Here is a 17935-nt window from a genome sequence, read left to right as displayed (position 1 = left end):
CCTATCGGGTGGAGGCCGCGCTGACCGCGCGGGCGTCGTCGGGGATCTGGTCCGCGTCGGGCGCGGGCGCCGTCCGCTCGGGCTGCGGGTCGGGCCGGACGGCGTCCACCAGGGCGCCGCGGGACCGGGTCCGGCGCTCGGCGCGCCGGCGCAGGAGGCGCCCGATGCCGAGCATGACCGCCCCGCCCAGGGCCAGCAGCGCGAGCAGGAGCAGGAGGAGGGCGGCGGCCCGCGACCCGTTGCCGAGCTGGGTGTAGTAGTTGTAGACGAGCAGCGAGACGGTCTCCGTCCGCGTGCTGGAGAGCAGGATCGGGATGTCCAGGCTGCCGGCGGCCATCACGCCGGTGATGAACCAGGAGGCCAGGAAGGTGGGCCCGATCAGCGGCACGACGATCGTGCCCATCATGCGCGGGGCGGAGGCCCCGTGGACCCTGGCGGACTCCTCCAGCTCGACGCCGAGCTGGCCGACCGGGCCGCTGGTCGCGCGCTGGGCGATCGGCGTCACCACGATGGTCAGGGCGATCAGCACGATCCAGATCGAGCCGTAGAGGTTCTTCAGGCCCGGCACGCTCAGGTAGGCCCAGGTGATGGCCAGCGCCAGGACGATGCCGGGGACCGCGACGACGGCCCAGACGACGAGTTCGGGGACCTTGGCCAGGCGGGACGTGCTGCGCAGCGCCACGTAGCTGATGAGCACGGCCAGTGCCGTGGCGAAGAACCCGCCGATGACGCCCACGAAGAAGGTGTTCTGCAGGGCCCGCAGGACGTCGGGGGAGTCGAAGAGGTCGAGGTAGTGCTTGAGGGTGATCCCGGAGACGCCCAGGACGGGCTGGAGCGAGCCGATGACCAGCTGCACCAGGGGCAGCAGCAGCGCCACCGCGGCGTAGGCCAGGAACAGGGCCAGGCCGGCCCACCGCCAGGCGCCGATGTCCTCCCGCTCGAGGCGGTAGGCCTTGCCGGTGACCGTGATGAAGTTCCGGTTGCCGAGCGCCTTGGAGCGCACCAGCACGAGCAGGTAGATGATGGCGATCAGCAGCAGGGACAGCGCGCTGGCGGAGTCGTAGCGGATCGGGGTGGTGGCGAGGAAGTCGTAGATCTGCGTCGGGAAGACGTAGATGCCGGCCGGCACGCCCAGGATGAGGGCGACGTCGAGCTGTCCCAGGGAGTTCACGAAGCCGAGGATCGCCAGTCCGGACAGGGTGGGCAGCAGGATCGGGATGTTGATGTCCACGAACAGCCGGAGCCGGCTCGCCCCGGAGAGCCGGGCCGCCTCCTCCATCGAGCGGTTCAGGGCGCGCACGGGGCCCAGCAGGAGCAGGTACATCACCGCGATGCCCTTGAGCCCGCTCACGAGGATCAGCCCGGTCCAGGAGAACGCGTCCAGGCGGGCCTGGCCGTCCGCGCCCGTTCCGAGGACCTGGGTGACCAGCCCGGTCGGGCCCGTGAGCATGCCCCAGCTGATCGCGAAGAACAGGGTCGGGATGGCGAAGATGGTGACCATCGTGGCGGTGATGGCCTTGGCCCCCGGGGTGTTGGTCCGGGTGGCGAGCCAGGCGAAGACGAAGCCGCCCACGATGCCGATCGTCTGGACCCCGACGGCGTAGAGCACGGAGGCCCACAGGGTCTCCCACGTGGCCGGGTCCCCGTAGGCGTTCGTGAACCCCGAGAGCGTGAGGTCGCCGTCGGTCCCCGGCTGGCCGCTGCGGAACGCGCCGTAGACGAGCATCAGCAGCGGGTAGCCGAAGAACGCGCCGATGAACAGCAGGAACACGAGCAGCGGTGCGCTGAGCGATCTGAGTCGGTTCACGATGGCCTCTCCGTGGGTGTCTCCGGCACGTCCCGCGTGAGCTCGCGGGGCCGGGTGCTGGAACCCCATCCTGGGTGTGATTTATGACACTGTCAACGGATTGTGCATAATCCACTTCAAAAAATCTTGTCCCCACTAGCGTGGAATGGTGGGCAGTAGAACAAGTTCGCACCAGGGGTGGCGTGATCCGTATCACGAATATATTCTGTTCTTGAAAGTGCAAACCGTCGGCCGAGGGGTCGCCGATCCACACCACGAGGAGAACGCCATGAGCGAGAGCACTCTCGACACCCCGACCACCTTCGACCCGCGGGCGTTCCGCGACGTCATGGGCCACTACCCGACGGGCGTGGTGGTGGTGACCGCCGAGGTCGACGACGAGCCCGTGGGCATGGTCGTCGGCACCTTCAGCTCCGTCTCGCTGGACCCGCCGCTGGTCTCCTTCATGCCGATGACGACCTCCGCCACCTACGCGAAGCTGCGGGCGGCGGACGGGGTGTGCATCAGCGTCTTCGCCCACGACCAGCTGCAGGCCTGCCGGACCCTCGCCTCGAAGGACCCGGAGAAGTTCGCCAAGATCGAGTGGAGCCGCTCTGCCTCCGGGGCACCGGTGATCGCCGGCGCCGTGGCGCACATCCACGGGCGCATCGAGCGGGAGGTCGAGGCCGGCGACCACTACATCACCCTGGTGGCCGTCGACGACATCGCGGTGAACCGGCCGGTGACGCCGCTGCTGTTCTTCCAGGGCGGCTACGGCGGGTTCTCCACCACGGGGCTGTCCGCCCACGTGGACGAGTCGCTGATCTCCGCCGTGCGGATCGCGGAGGCCGCCCGCCCGCAGCTGGACCGGCTCGCGCGCCGGTTCGGCTGCTCGGCCGCGGCGCTGGTGCAGGTCAGCGCCCTGGACCAGACGATCGGCGCGACCTCCTACGGCGGGGACACCGACGCCGACGAGCGCATCGGCGTGCGCGTGCCCCTCATCCCGCCGCTGGGCGAGGCCGCCGTGGCCTGGAGCCCGGAGCAGGTGGAGCGCTGGGTCTCCCGGATCCACCCGCCGGACGAGCAGGTCAGCACCGCCTACCGCGAGGCCGCGCAGCGGGTCCGCGAGCAGGGCTACGCCATCTCCCGCACGGACCACGACCCCGAGGGCTACGAGCGGCTCGGCGAGGCGCTGAGCGAGTACGCCGGCGGCGAGCTGACCCCGGCCCGCGACCGCGCCGTGCGCACCACCATCGCCGGCGCGAGCTCCTTCTTCGGCGGCTCCGTCGAGACCTCCGAGACCGGGATCGCGCCGGCCAGCGTCGTCGTGCCGGTCTTCGCCCCGGACACCGACGAGCCCGCCAACTCGGGACTGGTGCTGCGCCTGTGCCACCTGCCCGCCGCGGTGGACGGCGCCACCGTCCACGAGTGGGTCCGCGCCATGCAGGACGCGGCCGCCGAGGTCACCGAGACCCTCCGGACCTCCGCCCGCAAGGACTACGCCCGCTACGCCGCCGCCGGACTCCGGGACGCCTGAGCGCACCACCGGAGCCGTCCCCTCCCGGGACCGGCGCACCGTCCCCGACCGACCCCGAGCACCACGGGAGCCCCGCATGACGACCCTCCGCACCGCCGCACCGACCGCCGTGCCCCCGCGCCCGCCCGCCCCGGGCGCGCGCCCGAGCACGTCCTCCTCCGAGCCCTCCGCACCGGACGCCCTCGCGCTGAGCCGGTCCCGTGCCACGGCCTGGGAGGTCGAGGGCGCCGTCGCCGCCGGGGACCAGCGCGGCCGGCTGCTGGGCTTCCCCACCGCCAACGTCGCGGTGCCCGACCAGCCCTGGCGCGACGGGGTCTGGGCGGCCACCGTGCAGCTCGACCCGGACCGGTCCGGACCGGTGCACCTGGCCGCGGTGTCGGTCGGGCGCCGGCCGACCTACTACGGCCGGGACGGCGAGCGCCTGCTGGAGGCCCACCTGCTCGACTTCACGGGCGACCTCTACGGGCGCACCGTCCTCGTCCGGCTGCACGAGCGGCTCCGGCCGCAGCGGCGGTACGCGGGGTCGACGGAGCTCGTCGAGCAGCTGCACCGCGACGTGACCGGGGTGCGGGCCTGGGCCTCCCGCCGGGACGACGGGCGGGCCCCCGCTTCCTCGCCGGGCGCGCCGGAGCAGGGGGCGGCCGGCGGCCGCCGCCACCCGGTGCGCCGCAAGCGGCGGCTCAGCCCCGAGGAGGTCCAGCACCTGCTCGAGCGGCGTCACCGGAAGCGCGAAGAGCTGATCGGGGCCACGGTGCTCGACCTCAGCCGTCAGGGCCGGCGGCCCACCCACGACCTCGTGGCCCGGCGCACCGGCCTGCCGGTGGACTTCCTGCGCTCGCGCTACCCCACCGCGGAGATGCTCGCGGCCACGGTGGCCCGGGCCGGCTGACCCGCGGGTCCGCGGAGCCTCCTCGCCGGGATCAGAGGAACCGCCACAGCGGCCGCAGGACGACCTCCGCGAAGCGGGCGGCGGGGTTGCGGCGGGCCCACTCCTCGGCGGTGAGCCTCCGGCAGTTCCCGCTGTCGGCGGCGAAGATCCGCTCCATGTCCTCGGCGAAGGCGGAGTCGTGGATCTCGAGGGTGGTCTCGTAGTTGAAGCCCAGGCTCAGGCGGTCGATGTTGGCGGTGCCCACGAGCGACCACTGGCCGTCGACGGTCACCGTCTTCGCGTGGATCATCGCGTTGCGGTAGAGCAGCAGCGTGATGTCCTCGGCCAGCAGCGCCGAGTAGAAGCCGCGGGCCAGCCAGTCGGCGAGGACGTGGTTGGAGTTCTCCGGGATGATCACCCGCACGTCCACGCCCCGGCGGGAGGCCTCGATCAGCGCCTCGAGGATCTGCTGGTCGGGGATGAAGTAGGCCGTGGTGAGGTGGATGTGGTGCCTCGCGCGGTGGATCGCGTCGAGGTAGACGCTGCGGATCGGGTAGACCAGGCTCGCCGGGATGTTGTTGACCGCGTGCACCCGGGAGTCCCACTCACCGGGGCTCAGGTGCGGCAGCCGGTCCGGCCGGTGGCCCGAGGAGTGGTTCCACACGGCGGTGAAGGAGTGGCCGAGCTCCATGGCCGAGGGGCCGGTGAGGCGCACGTGGGTGTCGCGCCACTGCGTCGCGTAGAGGTCGCCGATGTTGTAGCCGCCCACGAACCCGATCTCGTCGTCGACCACGAGCAGCTTGCGGTGGGTCAGCCCCGAGGCCTGCAGCGGGGTGAGCAGCCGGCGCACGTGCACCGCGGGGAAGCGGTAGACGTGCACGTCCGGGTGGAACGCGTAGAAGGAGCGGGGCACCACGAGGTTGCCGAAGCCGTCGTAGATCACGTAGACCTCGACCCCGCGCTCGGCGGCCTCGTTGAGGGCGTCGCGGAAGGCGGTGCCGACCTCGTCGTCCTTCCACAGGTAGGTCTCGAGCAGGATGCGCTGCTGCGCGCCGCGGATCGCGGCGAGCATGTCCCGGTAGAGGTCCTCGCCGTAGGTGTAGGCGGTGGTGCCGGTCCCGGCGACCTCCCCCTCGAAGGTGCCCGGGCGGGGGAAGCCGCTGCGCCGGACGCGCTGCTGACGCTTGATCGCGTCGGTGCCGACCAGGGTGACGACGACGGCGGCCTGCACCGCGGCGAAGCCGGCCGCCGAGCGCAGGACGAGCGTGCGGAGGAGGTGGGGGTCCGCTGCGGGGGAGGGGCTCATCCGCGAAGCCTATCCACCGGGGCTGGGCGCTTCCCGGGACGGCCCGCCGCCGTCGCACGGCCGACCGTCCCGGAAGGGGCCCGGACACCGAGGGGCCGGGGCCCGGCCGGACCCGGGGCCTCAGGCGGCGCGGACGAGCTCCGCCCGGTCGGTGTACTCGAGCCCGTGGGCCTCGCTCACCGAGCGGTGGGTGACCCGCCCGGCGTGGACGTTGAGCCCGGCGGCCAGGGCCGGGTCGGCGGTCAGCGCGGCTTCGGCGCCCTTGTCGGCCAGGGCCACGGCGTAGGGGAGGGTGACGTTGGTCAGCGCGTAGGTGGAGGTGTTCGGCACGGCCCCGGGCATGTTGGCCACGCAGTAGAAGACCGTGTCGTGGACGCGGAAGGTCGGGTCCTCGTGGGTCGTGGGGCGGGAGTCGGCGAAGCACCCGCCCTGGTCCACGGCGATGTCCACGAGCACGCTGCCGGGCTTCATCGCCGCGACCATCCCGTTGCTCACCAGTTTCGGGGCCCGCGCCCCGGGGATCAGCACGGAGCCGACGACGAGGTCGGCCTCGGTCACGGCGCGCTCGACCTCCAGGGCGTTGGAGGCGATCGTCCGCAGGCGCCCGGCGTACTGCGCGTCGAGGGCGCGCAGCCGGTCCACGTTGATGTCGAGGATGCTCACGTCCGCGCCCAGGCCCACGGCCATCGCGGCGGCGTTGGTGCCGGCCACGCCGGCGCCCAGGACGGTGACCTTCGCCGGGCGGACCCCGGGCACCCCGCCCAGCAGCACGCCCTTGCCCCCGGCCGGGGCGGTCAGGGCCGCGGCCCCGGCCTGCACGGCCAGCCGCCCGGCGACCTCGCTCATGGGGGCCAGCAGGGGCAGGCGGCGGTCGGCGGTCTGGACCGTCTCGTAGGCGATCGCGGTGACCCCGGCCTCCAGCAGGGCGGCCGTCAGCTCGGGCTCGGCGGCCAGGTGCAGGTAGGTGAACAGCACCAGGCCCTCGCGGAAGCGGTGGTACTCGGCGGCCACCGGCTCCTTGACCTTCAGGACCATGTCCGCCCGGGCCCACAGCTCGTCCGCATCGGCGACGATCTGCGCGCCGGCGGCGGTGTAGGCGTCGTCGTCGATCCCGGACCCGGTCCCGGCGCCGGCCTCGACGAGGACCTCGTGGCCGTGGGCGACCAGCTCGTGCACGCCCGAGGCGGTGATGGCCACCCGGTACTCGTTGTTCTTCACTTCGCGGGGAACGGAGACGATCATGGCGGGGCCTTCCGAAGAAACGGTGGTTCGGTGGGAAAAACCTACGCTTCCTTCCCCGGTCGCGCAGTAGAATCGAAGATCATTCGGCACATGCCGCAGAACCGGCAGAACGGAACGGAATGTGACGCACCCCACACCGCGGCCGCCGCAGGATCTGCGGCCGGCCCATCAGCTCGACGACCTCGACCTGCGCCTGCTCGGGCTGCTGCGCGAGAACGCCCGGGCCACCAACCAGGCCCTCAGCGAGGCCCTCGGGGTGGCGCCGTCCACGTGCCTGGCCCGGACGAAGGCGCTGCAGCGGGCCGGGGTGATCCGCCGCTTCACGGTCGAGGTCGAGCCCAAGGCCCTGGGCCAGACCATCGAGGCGCTCATCAGCGTGCGGCTGCGTCCCGGGGCCCGGCAGCAGATGGCCGCCTTCGGGGAGTCGCTGAAGACGGTCCCCGAGGTCTCGCAGTACTTCTTCCTGGGCGGGGTCGACGACTTCCTCATCCACGTCCGGGTGCGCGACACCGAGCACATCCGCCAGTTCGTGATCGAGCACCTGTCCTCGAACCCGGTCGTGGCCGCGACCCAGACCAGCCTCGTGTTCGAGCACGTGCCCGGCCCGCAGGGGCTGTGAGCGGACGGGCCCGCCGTCGGCCGGGAGACTGTCCCCAGAAGTGCGAGCACGACACAGTGCATGCATTTGCATTTGTAATGCCAGGATGAGGGTACGCCCCCGACGGCGCTCCACCCCCCATCCTGGAGGCCCCCGATGTTCCTCGGACTGCTGTCCCCTGCTCGCACCCGCTCCGCCGGTTCCCCCGCCGGCCCGCTCCGGGCGGCCGCCGCCTCCGCGGTCGTGGCGGGACTGGTGCTCCTCGGCGGCGCCGTGCCCGCCGAGGCGGCGTCCACCTACAGCGCCCCGTTGCGCACCGCGGTGAAGTCCCTGCCCGTGGCCGCGGAGAACAACGCCGGCTACGACCGCGACCGGCAGTTCGGGACCTGGAACGACGCCGACCGGGACTGCCGGAACACCCGCGCCGAGGTGCTGCAGAACGAGACCCGGGCGTCCCTCACCTTCACCACCGCCAAGCGGTGCACCGTCCGGAGCGGGCGCTGGGTCACCAGCTGGGACGGGCGGACCCACACCTCGGCCACCACCGTGCAGATCGACCACACCGTGCCCGTCCACGAGGCCTGGGGCTCCGGCGCCCGGTACTGGACGAAGGCGAAGCGCGTGGCCTTCTACAACGACCTCGGCGACTCCCGCACGCTCAGCGCCCAGACCTCCGCCCTGAACTCCGCCAAGCAGGCCCGCGGCCCGGAGCAGTGGATGCCGCCGCGCCACCGCTGCGGCTACGTCGGGGAGTGGGTCGCTGTGAAGATCCGCTGGGGCCTGAAGGTCGACAGCGCCGAGAAGGCCGCCCTCACCCGGATCGCCGCGTCCTGCCCCAACGTGGGCCTCACCGTGCGCAAGGCCTGAGCCGCGGACGGCCGCGGGACGCCGGCCTGCGCCAGGGATGGCGGTGCCCGGTCGAGCTCAGTCGGTGGTGAGCAGGACCTTGATCGCCCGGCGCTCGTCCATGGCCCGGTAGGCCTCGGCGGCCTGCTCGAGGGGCAGGGTGAGGTCGAAGACCCTGCCCGGGTCGATCTCCCGCTCCCAGATCAGCCGGATCAGCTCGGGCAGGAACCGGCGCACCGGCGCGGGACCGCCGTGCAGGTGCACGCCGGAGAAGAACAGCTCCTGGCCGGGCAGCGAGACGTCGTGGGAGACCCCGACGTAGCCGACGTGGCCGCCGGGGCGGGTCGACCGGATGGCCTGCAGCATCGACTCCTGGGTGCCGACGGCCTCGATGACCGAGTGGACCCCCAGCCCACCGGTGAGTTCCTTGATCCTTGCCACGCCCTCGTCGCCGCGCTCCGCCACGACGTCGGTGGCGCCGAACTCCCGGGCCAGGGCCTGCCGGTCGGCGTGGCGGGAGAACACGATGATCCGCTCCGCGCCCAGCTGCCTCGCGGCCAGCACGCCGAGCAGCCCGACGGCGCCGTCGCCGACGACGGCCACGGTCTTCCCGGGGCCCACCTCGGCGGCCACGGCGCCGAACCAGCCGGTGCCCAGCACGTCCGAGGCCGCCAGCAACGAGGGGATCAGCTCCGGGCCGGGCTGTCCGGGGGTGGCCACGAGCGTGCCGTCGGCCAGCGGGACGCGCACGTACTGCGACTGGGCACCGGTGGCCGCCCCGGGCTGCCGGCGCACGCAGTGGGTCTGGTAGCCGGCCCGGCAGATCTCGCAGGTGTTGTCCGAGGCGAAGAAGGAACCGACGACGAAGTCGCCGACCGCCACGCCGTGCACCGCGCCGCCGACCTCCTCCACGGTGCCGACGTACTCGTGGCCCATCGGGGCCGGTCCGTCGACGTCCTCGAGGCCGCGGTAGGGCCACAGGTCGGAGCCGCACACGCAGGCGGCGGCGACCTTCAGGATCGCGTCGGTGGGCTCGACGATCGCCGGGACCTCGCGCTCCTCGACGCGGACGTCGCCGGGGGCGTACAGCAGGACTCCACGCATGACGAGTGCTCCTCGCGGGTATGGGGTCCGTCCCGGGGGTCGGGGCGGTGGGGTCCGGAGCGCGGCGGGGCGCACCCGATACGGTGCCCAGTCAACCCTGCGCCCCGGCAGCGCGGGAACCCCTGACGTGCGGTCGGCGGGTGCCCCCGGTCGTGCTGCCGGAGCATAGACTCTTGCCCATGACGCAGGAGATCGAGTTGGACACCGTCATCCGCCGGCGCATCCGCGGGCTGCGACTGGCCCGGGGCTGGTCCCTCGACGCGCTCGCGGCCCGCTGCTGGCTCAGCCCCTCGACGCTGAGCCGGATCGAGACCGGCCACCGCCGGATCGCCCTGGACCAGCTCGTGCCCATCGCCCGGGCCCTGGGCACCACGCTCGACGAGCTCGTGGAGTCCCCCGCGGACGAGGACGTGGTGATCCGGCCCGAGCCCGAGCACGCCCGCGGGGTGACCACCTGGCTGCTGTCCCCGGAGCGGGACCTGCACGGGATGACCGTGGCGAAGATGCGCTTCACCGAGGAGCACCCCTCCGGCCGCGACCGGCTCGCGGTGCACCCGGGTCGGGAGTGGTTCACCGTGCTCTCGGGCACCGCCCGGCTGCACCTGGGGGAGCGGACCCTGCTCGTCGAGGCCGGCCACGCCGCCCAGTTCTCGACCATGGTCCCGCACTCGATCGGCGCCCACGGCGGTCCGGTCGAGATCCTCACGATCTTCGACCGCGACGGCGAGCGCGCGCACCTGCACGCCGGCGATCCCGTCGCACCCGGTGGCACAGGGACCGAATCCGCACCCGGGCCCTAGGCCGGGGCGCGCGACTGCAGGTACTGTCCCGGGTCCCGACGGACTCGGGTGCGGGAGGGCCAGCTCCGGCTGCTGCGGGAGAACGGCGTGACGGTCGTGCCGGCCGACGCCGGCCCGGCGCGGGACTGAGCGGCTCCCGCGCCGGACCGCAGGTCAGGCAGTGGGGCGGACGCCGTCCAGGTGCGCGGCGGCGGCCTCCACGTGCCCGGCCTCGACCAGGACGTCGTAGGCGTCGGCCTCGAGGCCCTGGACGCTGCGGAAGTCCCGGCGCCCGCGGGTGGCCGCGTGGCCGACCAGACCGAGGACCAGGCCCCAGACCGCGCCCAGGAGCACTCCCCACAGCACCACGGACAGCCACGCACCCACGGTGAAGATGCCCAGCAGCAGGCCCAGGAGCAGGCCCATCCAGGCACCGGAGCCGGCGCCGTAGAGCGCGGCCCGGCCGTTGGTCATCCGGCCGGTGACCTGCTCGACCGAGCGCAGGCCCGTGCCGACCACGCGCACGTGCTCGACCGGGAACCCGGCGTCCGAGAGGGTGTCGACGACGCGCTGTGCCTCCGCGTAGGTCGGCACGGTGCGCAGGACCCGGTAGTCGACGGCGGCGGTGGCGGGAACGGCGGTGGGCTGGGACATGCTGGTGGTTCTCCTCTGCGTGGTCTCGTCCTGTGCTGGTTGCGTATCGGTCCGCCCGGCGCGCTGCGGCGTTCCTGGGCGGGCATCCGGCACAACGAGGTGTTGTGCCGTCAATATTTCCGCTTTCAAGGATCTCGGACCGGACTCCCAGCGAGTGCCGAGGTGCAGCGCAGGTGCCCGCTGCGCCGGTGCTGCCCGGTCCGCCGCCCGGGGGAGGATGGTCCCCATGAGCACTCCGCCGCGCACCCCGCCCCAGCTCCCCGGTCCCGGCGGGCAGCGGCCCCCGGCCGCGCGACGGATGCCCCGGCGGCTGGTGCAGCTGCTCGCCGGGCTGGTGCTCTACGGGTTCTCCATGGGCCTGCTCGTGCGCGCGCAGCTCGGCGTGATCCCCTGGGACGTCCTGCACCAGGGGCTGGCCGGGCGGCTCGGGCTGAGCATGGGCACGGTGGTGATCGGGCTCAGCCTCCTGCTGCTCCTGCTGTGGATCCCGCTGCGCGAACGGCCCGGGATCGGCACCCTCGCCAACGCCGTCGTCGTCGGGCTGGCGCTCGACGCGACCCTCGCCCTGCTCCCGCCGGTCGGGACCCTGCCGCTGCAGGTGGTGCTCGTGCTCGCCGGGGTGGCGCTCAACGCCGTGGCGACCGCCGCGTACATCGGGGTGCACCTCGGGCCGGGTCCGCGCGACGGGCTGATGACCGGCCTGGTGCGGCGCACCGGGGGTTCCGTGCGCGTGGTGCGCACCTCGATCGAGGCGGTCGTGGTGCTCGTCGGCTGGTTGCTCGGCGGCACCGTGGGGCTGGGCACGGTCCTCTACGCCCTGGCCATCGGGCCGCTGGTCCAGCCGCTGATGCCGCGGCTGAGCGTGCGGCTCGACCGGTGACCGGGCTGGGGTCCGGCACGGCCTGTTCCGGATCCCTGCCGCGAGTCGATCCACCGCAGATCGCACAAAAGTATCAGTTCACGGCGAATTAACCGGCTAGTGGCACCGGTCACCTCCTCGTAGCTTTGAGGACATCGCGCACCGGCCGACCGCTCCTCCGCTCGCCAGGTGCCCCCACATCCGGTGTCCACGAAGGAGTGCCCGCATGTTCGGCATGCCACGCCGCCTGCTCTTCGGCTACCTCGCCCTCGCCGTCTTCATGACCGGTGATGGTTTCGAGCTCACGTTCCTCTCCCGCTTCCTCGTCGAGAACGGTTTCACGCCGACCCAGGCAGGGCTGGCCTTCACCGTCTACGGGCTGGTCGTCGCATTCTCGGCCTGGACCACCGGAGTGCTCGCGGAGGTCGTCGGCGCCAAGCGCCTGATGGTCCTCGGCGGCGTGCTGTGGATGGTCCTGCACGTCCTGTTCCTCACTGTGGGGCTGCAGAGCGTGACCGGGACGATCCTCATCTACAGTCTGCGCGGGATCGCCTATCCCCTGTTCATGTACTCGTTCGTGGTGCTTATCGCCCAGTCCGTCCACCCCGGCCGGCTGGCCTCGGCCATGGGCTGGTTCTGGGCCTCGTTCTCCCTCGGCATCGGCGTCATGGGCGCCTACGTGCCCAGCCTCCTCGTGCCGGTCATCGGCGAGTACGCGACACTGTGGGTCTCCCTGCTCTTCGTGGCGGCCGGCACCTTGATGTGCCTCTTCCTCGTCCCGGGTCCCCCTCCCGGGGCGGATCCGTCCCGGACGCTCGACGGCGGGCAGAAGACCCGTGAGCTGATGCGCGGCGTGACCATCCTCGTGGAGAACCGCCAGATCGCGCTCTCGGTGGTCATCCGGGTGCTGTGCAACCTCACCCTCTACGCGTTCCCCATGATGATGCCCCTGTACCTCACCACCGGTGAGATCGGCGGCGAGGCCTGGTTCAGCCTCACGGAGTGGATGACTCTCTGGGCGATCATGAACACCATCACGATCGTCACCAACATCGTCTGGGGGCGTCTGGGCGACCGCTACGGCTGGATGCGCCAGATGCGCTGGTTCGGCTTCGGGGGGATGGCGCTGGCGGCCCTCGCCTTCGCCTACTTCCCCCTCTGGTTCGGCCCCAGCTTCCCGATGATGGTCGGTGCCGCCGTGCTCTTCGCGCTGTCCGTGACCGCCTTCGTGCCGATGGGGGCGATCTTCCCGGCCCTGGCCCCCGAGCACCGCGGCGCGGCGATCTCCGCCCACAACCTCGCCTCCGGGCTGACCACCTTCGTGGGCCCGGGCATCGCCACCGCGCTGCTGCCGGTTCTCGGCCCCGTTGGGGTGTGCTGGGTCTTCGCCGGCCTGATGCTCCTCGGGACCGTCCTCACCTTCTTCATCCGCCCGCCCCAGCCCGGGCTCACCACCGAGGACGGCCGGCTGCTGCCGCGCCGTGACCGCCTCGCCGTCGCCGCCTGAGAGGACCTGAGACCATGAACCCCAGCACGATCACCGACACCCCCGACCGCACGACCACCCCGCACCCCCAGGAGGATGCCACCATGGACGCCGTGGTCCTCGAGCGCCGGCACGAAATCAGGGTCCGGCCCGTTCCCGGCCCTCCGCCGGTCGGCCCCGGTGAGGTGCGGATCGCCGTGCACACCGTGGGCATCTGCGGCAGCGACGTCCACTACTTCACGCACGGGCGGATCGGCCCGTACGTCGTCGAGAGTCCCATGGTCCTGGGGCACGAGGCCTCCGGCACGGTGCTCGAGATCGGGGAGGGCGTGCAGCACCTGGCCGTGGGGGACCGGGTCTGCATGGAGCCGGGCATCCCCGACCCGCGCTCGCGCGCCGCACGGATGGGCATGTACAACGTCGATCCGGATGTGCGCTTCTGGGCCACGCCCCCCGTGGACGGGTGCCTGCAGCCAGAGGTCGTCCACCCGGCGGACTTCACCTACCGGCTGCCCGGGCAGCTCTCCCTGGAGGAGGGCGCGCTCATCGAGCCCTTCGCGGTAGCGGTGCACGCGGTGACCAAGGCCGGCATCGCGCCCGGCGACGTGGTCGCCGTCGTGGGCGCCGGCACCATCGGTGTCCTCACCGCGGTCGCCGCCGCGGCGAGCGGGGCCGCCCGGGTCTATGTCTCCGACGTGGCCCCCGAGAAGTTCGCCGCGCTCGAGGCCTACCCCACGATCCACCCGGTGGACGCGACCCGGCAGGACCTCGGGGTGGTCGTGCGGGAGGCGACCGACGGATGGGGGGCGGACGTGGTCTTCGAGGCCAGCGGCAGCCCGCACGTGTTCGGCAGCCTGTGGGAGCTCCCCGCCCCCGGCGGGACCGTGGTCCTGGTGGGCATCCCCGTGGACCCGGTGCCGCTGGACGTCGCCGCGGCCCAGGCGCGGGAGCTGCGGATCGAGACCGTGTTCCGCTACGCCAACTCCTACCAGCGGGCCATCGAGCTCGCCGCGTCGCCGGCCGTGGACCTCGCGGCCCTGATCAGCGCGACCTACCCGTTCGAGCAGGCCGTGGCCGCGTTCGAGCGCGGCGCCGAGGGGCGGCCCACCGACACGAAGATCCAGATCCGGGTGGCCGGGGCCTGACCGTGGGTGCCGCCGCACGGAGCACGACGCCGGAGGACGTCACCTCCCCGGTCCGGGAGCTGGTGCTCCCGGACCCGCAAAGCTCCGTGCGGTGGCACCAGCACGACTGGCCACACCCCCTCGCCCGCTGGCACCACCATCCCGAGGTGGAGGTGCACCTGATCCGGCGGTCCGCCGGGACGATGATGGTCGGGGACCACGCCGGGCCCTTCGGCCCCGGCAACCTGTGCCTGATCGGCCCCTACCTCCCGCACAACTGGATCTCCCACCTCGACGAGGACGAGGTGGTCCACCACCGGGACGCGGTGCTGCAGTTCGACCAGGACCGGTTCCTCTCCGCGGCTGGGGCTCTGCCTGAGCTGGATGCCCTGCGCCCGCTGCTGGAGGACGCCGCTCGCGGCATCGAGTTCTCCGGACGCACCGCCCTGCGGGGCGCGAAGGCCCTCGAAGCGATCGAGGGCACCTTCAGCCTGCGTCGGCTGGCCGCCGTGGCGGAGCTGCTCGGGGTCCTCGCCGAGTCCCCGGAGTCCGAACGGCGCCTCCTCGACAGCCACGGCGGCACCTACCGCTTGGACACCGCCGAGGCCGAGGTCTTCAACCTGGCCCTGCACCACATCACCGAGCACCTGGGCGAACGGATGCTCGTGTCCGAGGTGGCCGAGGTCGTGGGCCTGAGCCGTGATGCCTTCTCCCGGCTCTTCGCCCGGGCCACGGGAGTGGGCTTCAGCCGCACCGTGATCCGGATGCGGGTCAGCGAGGCCCGCCGGCTGCTGAGCGGCACCGACCTGCCCGTCTCGGAGATCTGCTACCGGGTGGGCTTCACCAACCTGTCCAACTTCAACCGCCAGTTCCGCGCCACCACCGGCACCACGCCCTCGGCCTACCGCCGGATCGGCCGGTCCTGACCGCATCCAGCACCCGAACGGAGCGCCCCTTGATTCCCGACGCCGTCCTCGGCATCGACTCGTCCACCCAGTCCTGCAAAGCCGTCCTCGTGGCGGCCGCCACCGGGAAGGTGCTGGCCACAGGCCGGGCACCGCACCCCGAAGGGACCGAGGTCGACCCGGCGGAGTGGACGGCCGCGCTGCACCGGGCCGCCGGGGATCTCCTGCCCCGTGCGGGGGCCGTGGCCGTGGCCGGGCAGCAGCACGGGCTCGTCGCCCTGGACGCCCGGCGTGAGCCGGTGCGCCACGCTCTCCTCTGGAACGACACGCGCTCGGCCGCCGCCGCGGGGGACCTGGTGTCCGAGCTGGGCGGTCCCGCCGCCTGCGCGGAGCGGACGGGCTCCGTCACGGTCGCCTCCTTCACCGCCTCGAAGCTGCGGTGGCTGCGCGACCACGAGCCGGACTCGGCCCGGAGGACCCGGGAGGTCCTCCTTCCGCACGACTGGCTCACCTGGCAGCTCACCGGCCGCGGAGAACCCACCACCGACCACGGGGACGCCTCGGGCACGGGCTACTGGTCCCCGCGGGAGCGGGCCTTCGACCCCGAGCTGGCCACCCAAGCGCTCGGCCGGGAGGCCGGCTTGCCCCGGATCCTGGACCCGGCCGAGCGGGCGGGGACCACAGCCGGCGGAGCCGTGGTCGCCGCGGGCACGGGGGACAACATGGGCGCCGCCCTCGGCCTCCACCTCCGTCCCGGTGATGTGTGCGTGTCCGTGGGAACCTCGGGGGTCGCCTCGATGGTCGTTCCGCACAGCGTGCACGACGCCTCAGGCCTGGTCGCCGGGTTCGCCGACGCCACGGGCCGCTGTCTCCCGCTGGCCTGTACCCTCAACGGCGCCCGAGTCCTCGAGCTCGGCCGGCGGATGCTCGGCGTGGAAGCGGAGGAGTTCGACCGGCTCGCGCTCGCCGGGACCCCCGGGGCCCACGGCCTCGTGCTGCTGCCCTACCTCGGTGGCGAGCGCACCCCTGACCGGCCCGGTGCCCGCGGCACCCTGCACGGGTTCACGACTGCCACCACCCGGGAGGACATCGCCCGGGCCGTGGTGGAGGGCCTGCTGTGCTCCCTCGACGACGCCGTCCAGGCCCTCGTGCGGGCGACCGGCACAGCGCCCCGCCGAATCGTGCTGATCGGCGGGGGAGCGCGCTCGGCGGCTGTTCGAGCGCTCGCCCCCTCGGTGCTCGGGCACGAGGTCGAGGTTCCGGCTCCCGGCGAGTACGTGGCCCTCGGCGCGGCGCGCCAGGCCGCCTGGGCGCTCGCCGGAGGAGCGGAGCCCCCGGCGTGGCCCGCGGCCTCGGAGACCCGGACGCTGCCGGTGACGGACGACGGCCTGCGCGACCGGCTCGTGGAGCAGTACGGGCGGCTGCGGGACGCGACCGAGGGGTGGGGCTGACGCTCTCGGTTCGTGACAGGAGCCCGTCCGGCCCACGGGGCGCCGCGGAGCGCGTAGCCTGGAGCGTCCGGAGGCGACCGCCTCCGCGCCCCCGCCGTCGCCCCCACGACGGCCCCACCGCAAGGAGACCCGCCCGTGGAGCCCGAGCTGCTGGAACCCCTGATGCGCTACTTCGCCGTGGACAGCGCCTCCGACCTCGAGGGGCTGGCCCAGCGGATCCCGGGCTCGGGCTTCCTGTGCTTCTACCCCAACGACGAGGAGTACGAGGGCTTCCTCGACGGCACGGGGCGGATCTGGCTCAAGGGCGACGACGCCACCCCCGCCAAGGAGCTGCTGTCGGTGCTCGAGCCGCCGTTCCGGGTGGCCTACCCGGTGGCCCCGGCCGTGGGCGCGGGGGAGGAGTCGGTCGTCTCGGCCGGGGTGCTGCACACCCCCGAGGAGCTGGCCGCCTACCGCGAGCGCTTCGCCGACGTCGAGGGCGAGCTGGATCTGGACCACCAGGCCCACGCCGTGGACGGGGCCGGCCAGCACTGGACCCTGATGCTGGGCACGAGCCCGGGCGAGGTCCTCGCGATGTGCTTCGGCCGCGACGAGACCGGCCAGCCCTACTCCGCGCAGACGAGCTTCGACGCCGAGGAGCTGCCCCTGCCGATCACGGTCGTCGAGCTCGACTGAGCAGGCCACGCCCCGGGGCCGGGGTCGGCAGGCGGGTGGCCGCGGTGACGCCCACGGCCACCACGACGATCAGCGCGGAGACCCCCATCGCGTAGACGCCCACGGCGGTGTAGCCGCCGACCCGGTCCGGGTCGAGGAAGAAGTAGGGATACCAGCCCACCAGGCGCCCGCGGGCCAGGGTGTAGAGCGACCACAGCACCGGGTAGACCATGGCCGCCCACGCGGTGGACAGGCGCAGCCGGTGCCGGCCCGGCCCCACCAGGAAGTCCAGCAGGGCGTAGACGGGCAGCACGAAGTGCAGCACCTGCGAGGACCGGGGCACGAGGAAGAGGTGGCCGAACAGCTCCGCGTTGAGCAGCATCACGGTGAACACGATCCCGGAGACGAGCACGTAGGTGGTGGCCAGGGCCCGCAGCGCGGTCAGCCACGGGGGCTCGCCGCCGCGCAGGGCGTGGTGGGCCAGGGCGAGCACCAGGGCCAGCACGAGCAGGACCGTGCTGTGGATCGTGAAGTAGCTGAAGAGGTTCGTGCCCAGGCACGTGCCGGTCACCACGGCGCAGCGGGAGCGGGCGACCAGGGCGGCGACTGCCACGGTCAGGGCCGCGACGCGCAGCAGCGGCACGGCGACGCGCACGGGTCCTCCTCCCGTCCGGGCGGCACGGGCCCGCCCCGACCCGCCCAGGATAGGGGCCGCCCGCCGGGGACCGAAGCCCTC

General features: G+C 73.1%; 17 protein-coding genes. 11 read left to right on the top strand and 6 right to left on the bottom strand.

All coding sequences use genetic code 11. The features are described 5' to 3' along the window. Position 1: 1 nt before the first annotated feature. Entirely contained in the window at positions 2 to 1807 is a 1806-nt protein-coding gene (locus tag LQU92_RS03060; RefSeq protein WP_230660771.1) for an iron ABC transporter permease, read from the bottom strand. Between the two features lie 268 nt (positions 1808 to 2075). On the opposite strand from LQU92_RS03060, the gene LQU92_RS03055 reads away from it, so the two are divergent. Next, entirely contained in the window at positions 2076 to 3323 is a 1248-nt protein-coding gene (locus LQU92_RS03055) for a flavin reductase family protein (protein ID WP_230660768.1), read from the top strand. A gap of 76 nt (positions 3324 to 3399) precedes the next feature. Further along, the gene (locus tag LQU92_RS03050; protein WP_230660766.1) at positions 3400 to 4212 is read left to right on the top strand and encodes a riboflavin kinase; all 813 of its coding nucleotides are present in this window, start codon (positions 3400 to 3402) and stop codon (positions 4210 to 4212) included. A 31-nt stretch (positions 4213 to 4243) separates the two neighbouring features. Here the strand turns inward: LQU92_RS03050 and LQU92_RS03045 are convergent, their stop codons facing one another. After that, complete coding sequence (locus tag LQU92_RS03045) at positions 4244 to 5497, bottom strand: phosphatidylserine/phosphatidylglycerophosphate/cardiolipin synthase family protein (protein WP_230660763.1); 1254 nt, start codon at positions 5495 to 5497, stop codon at positions 4244 to 4246. Between the two features lie 120 nt (positions 5498 to 5617). Then, positions 5618 to 6739: an alanine dehydrogenase gene (ald, locus tag LQU92_RS03040; protein ID WP_230660759.1), complete on the bottom strand. Its 1122-nt coding sequence runs from the start codon at positions 6737 to 6739 to the stop codon at positions 5618 to 5620. A 121-nt stretch (positions 6740 to 6860) separates the two neighbouring features. On the opposite strand from ald, the gene LQU92_RS03035 reads away from it, so the two are divergent. Next, complete coding sequence (locus tag LQU92_RS03035; protein WP_230660756.1) at positions 6861 to 7358, top strand: Lrp/AsnC family transcriptional regulator; 498 nt, start codon at positions 6861 to 6863, stop codon at positions 7356 to 7358. 135 nt (positions 7359 to 7493) lie between these two features. Further along, positions 7494 to 8204, top strand: a complete 711-nt coding sequence (locus LQU92_RS03030) for an HNH endonuclease family protein (RefSeq protein ID WP_083529166.1) — start codon at positions 7494 to 7496, stop codon at positions 8202 to 8204. 57 nt (positions 8205 to 8261) lie between these two features. Here LQU92_RS03030 and LQU92_RS03025 read toward each other — a convergent pair whose 3' ends face one another. Further along, positions 8262 to 9287: a zinc-dependent alcohol dehydrogenase family protein gene (locus tag LQU92_RS03025; protein WP_230660751.1), complete on the bottom strand. Its 1026-nt coding sequence runs from the start codon at positions 9285 to 9287 to the stop codon at positions 8262 to 8264. Positions 9288 to 9466: 179 nt separating this feature from the next. Here LQU92_RS03025 and LQU92_RS03020 point away from each other — a divergent pair, with 179 nt between their 5' ends. After that, complete coding sequence (locus LQU92_RS03020; protein ID WP_230660748.1) at positions 9467 to 10087, top strand: helix-turn-helix domain-containing protein; 621 nt, start codon at positions 9467 to 9469, stop codon at positions 10085 to 10087. A gap of 153 nt (positions 10088 to 10240) precedes the next feature. On the opposite strand, the gene LQU92_RS03015 is transcribed toward LQU92_RS03020, so the two are convergent. Further along, positions 10241 to 10720 carry a general stress protein gene (locus LQU92_RS03015; protein ID WP_230660745.1) on the bottom strand — a complete coding sequence of 160 codons (480 nt, stop codon included), beginning with the start codon at positions 10718 to 10720 and terminating at the stop codon, positions 10241 to 10243. 217 nt (positions 10721 to 10937) lie between these two features. On the opposite strand from LQU92_RS03015, the gene LQU92_RS03010 reads away from it, so the two are divergent. The 6 genes from LQU92_RS03010 to LQU92_RS02985 all read left to right on the top strand — a co-directional run bounded on the left by LQU92_RS03010 (position 10938) and on the right by LQU92_RS02985 (position 17220). Then, positions 10938 to 11600 (top strand): YitT family protein, encoded by a 663-nt coding sequence (locus LQU92_RS03010; protein ID WP_372906770.1) that lies wholly within the window; start codon positions 10938 to 10940, stop codon positions 11598 to 11600. 205 nt (positions 11601 to 11805) lie between these two features. Continuing rightward, positions 11806 to 13086 carry an MFS transporter gene (locus LQU92_RS03005; RefSeq protein WP_101851394.1) on the top strand — a complete coding sequence of 427 codons (1281 nt, stop codon included), beginning with the start codon at positions 11806 to 11808 and terminating at the stop codon, positions 13084 to 13086. A gap of 14 nt (positions 13087 to 13100) precedes the next feature. Continuing rightward, positions 13101 to 14210 (top strand): NAD(P)-dependent alcohol dehydrogenase, encoded by a 1110-nt coding sequence (locus LQU92_RS03000; protein ID WP_101851395.1) that lies wholly within the window; start codon positions 13101 to 13103, stop codon positions 14208 to 14210. Between the two features lie 146 nt (positions 14211 to 14356). Further along, complete coding sequence (locus LQU92_RS15200) at positions 14357 to 15115, top strand: AraC family transcriptional regulator (RefSeq protein ID WP_143709864.1); 759 nt, start codon at positions 14357 to 14359, stop codon at positions 15113 to 15115. A 29-nt stretch (positions 15116 to 15144) separates the two neighbouring features. After that, positions 15145 to 16545, top strand: coding sequence for a xylulokinase (xylB, locus tag LQU92_RS02990; protein WP_180814614.1), 1401 nt, complete (start codon positions 15145 to 15147; stop codon positions 16543 to 16545). A gap of 135 nt (positions 16546 to 16680) precedes the next feature. Then, positions 16681 to 17220 (top strand): hypothetical protein, encoded by a 540-nt coding sequence (locus tag LQU92_RS02985; protein ID WP_101851397.1) that lies wholly within the window; start codon positions 16681 to 16683, stop codon positions 17218 to 17220. On the opposite strand, the gene LQU92_RS02980 is transcribed toward LQU92_RS02985, so the two are convergent. Then, on the bottom strand, positions 17198 to 17854 hold the full coding sequence (locus tag LQU92_RS02980) for a Pr6Pr family membrane protein (protein WP_230660742.1): 657 nt from the start codon (positions 17852 to 17854) through the stop codon (positions 17198 to 17200). The genes LQU92_RS02985 and LQU92_RS02980 overlap by 23 nt on opposite strands. Positions 17855 to 17935 lie beyond the last annotated feature (81 nt).

The sequence above is a fragment of the Kocuria sp. LUK genome (assembly GCF_021012935.1).
GTDB lineage: Bacteria > Actinomycetota > Actinomycetes > Actinomycetales > Micrococcaceae > Kocuria > Kocuria flava.
The sequence above is the reverse complement of the archived record's forward strand: the minus strand, read 5'-3'. Positions and strand labels throughout refer to the sequence as shown.

Coding starts and splice junctions, on each gene's coding strand:
- LQU92_RS03055 (WP_230660768.1), top strand. CDS start 2,076: ATGAGCGAGAGCACTCTCGACACCCCGACCACCTTCGACCCGCGGGCG.
- LQU92_RS03050 (WP_230660766.1), top strand. CDS start 3,400: ATGACGACCCTCCGCACCGCCGCACCGACCGCCGTGCCCCCGCGCCCG.
- LQU92_RS03045 (WP_230660763.1), bottom strand. CDS start 5,497: ATGAGCCCCTCCCCCGCAGCGGACCCCCACCTCCTCCGCACGCTCGTC.
- ald (WP_230660759.1), bottom strand. CDS start 6,739: ATGATCGTCTCCGTTCCCCGCGAAGTGAAGAACAACGAGTACCGGGTG.
- LQU92_RS03030 (WP_083529166.1), top strand. CDS start 7,494: ATGTTCCTCGGACTGCTGTCCCCTGCTCGCACCCGCTCCGCCGGTTCC.
- LQU92_RS03025 (WP_230660751.1), bottom strand. CDS start 9,287: ATGCGTGGAGTCCTGCTGTACGCCCCCGGCGACGTCCGCGTCGAGGAG.
- LQU92_RS03020 (WP_230660748.1), top strand. CDS start 9,467: ATGACGCAGGAGATCGAGTTGGACACCGTCATCCGCCGGCGCATCCGC.
- LQU92_RS03015 (WP_230660745.1), bottom strand. CDS start 10,720: ATGTCCCAGCCCACCGCCGTTCCCGCCACCGCCGCCGTCGACTACCGG.
- LQU92_RS03010 (WP_372906770.1), top strand. CDS start 10,938: ATGGTCCCCATGAGCACTCCGCCGCGCACCCCGCCCCAGCTCCCCGGT.
- LQU92_RS03005 (WP_101851394.1), top strand. CDS start 11,806: ATGTTCGGCATGCCACGCCGCCTGCTCTTCGGCTACCTCGCCCTCGCC.
- LQU92_RS03000 (WP_101851395.1), top strand. CDS start 13,101: ATGAACCCCAGCACGATCACCGACACCCCCGACCGCACGACCACCCCG.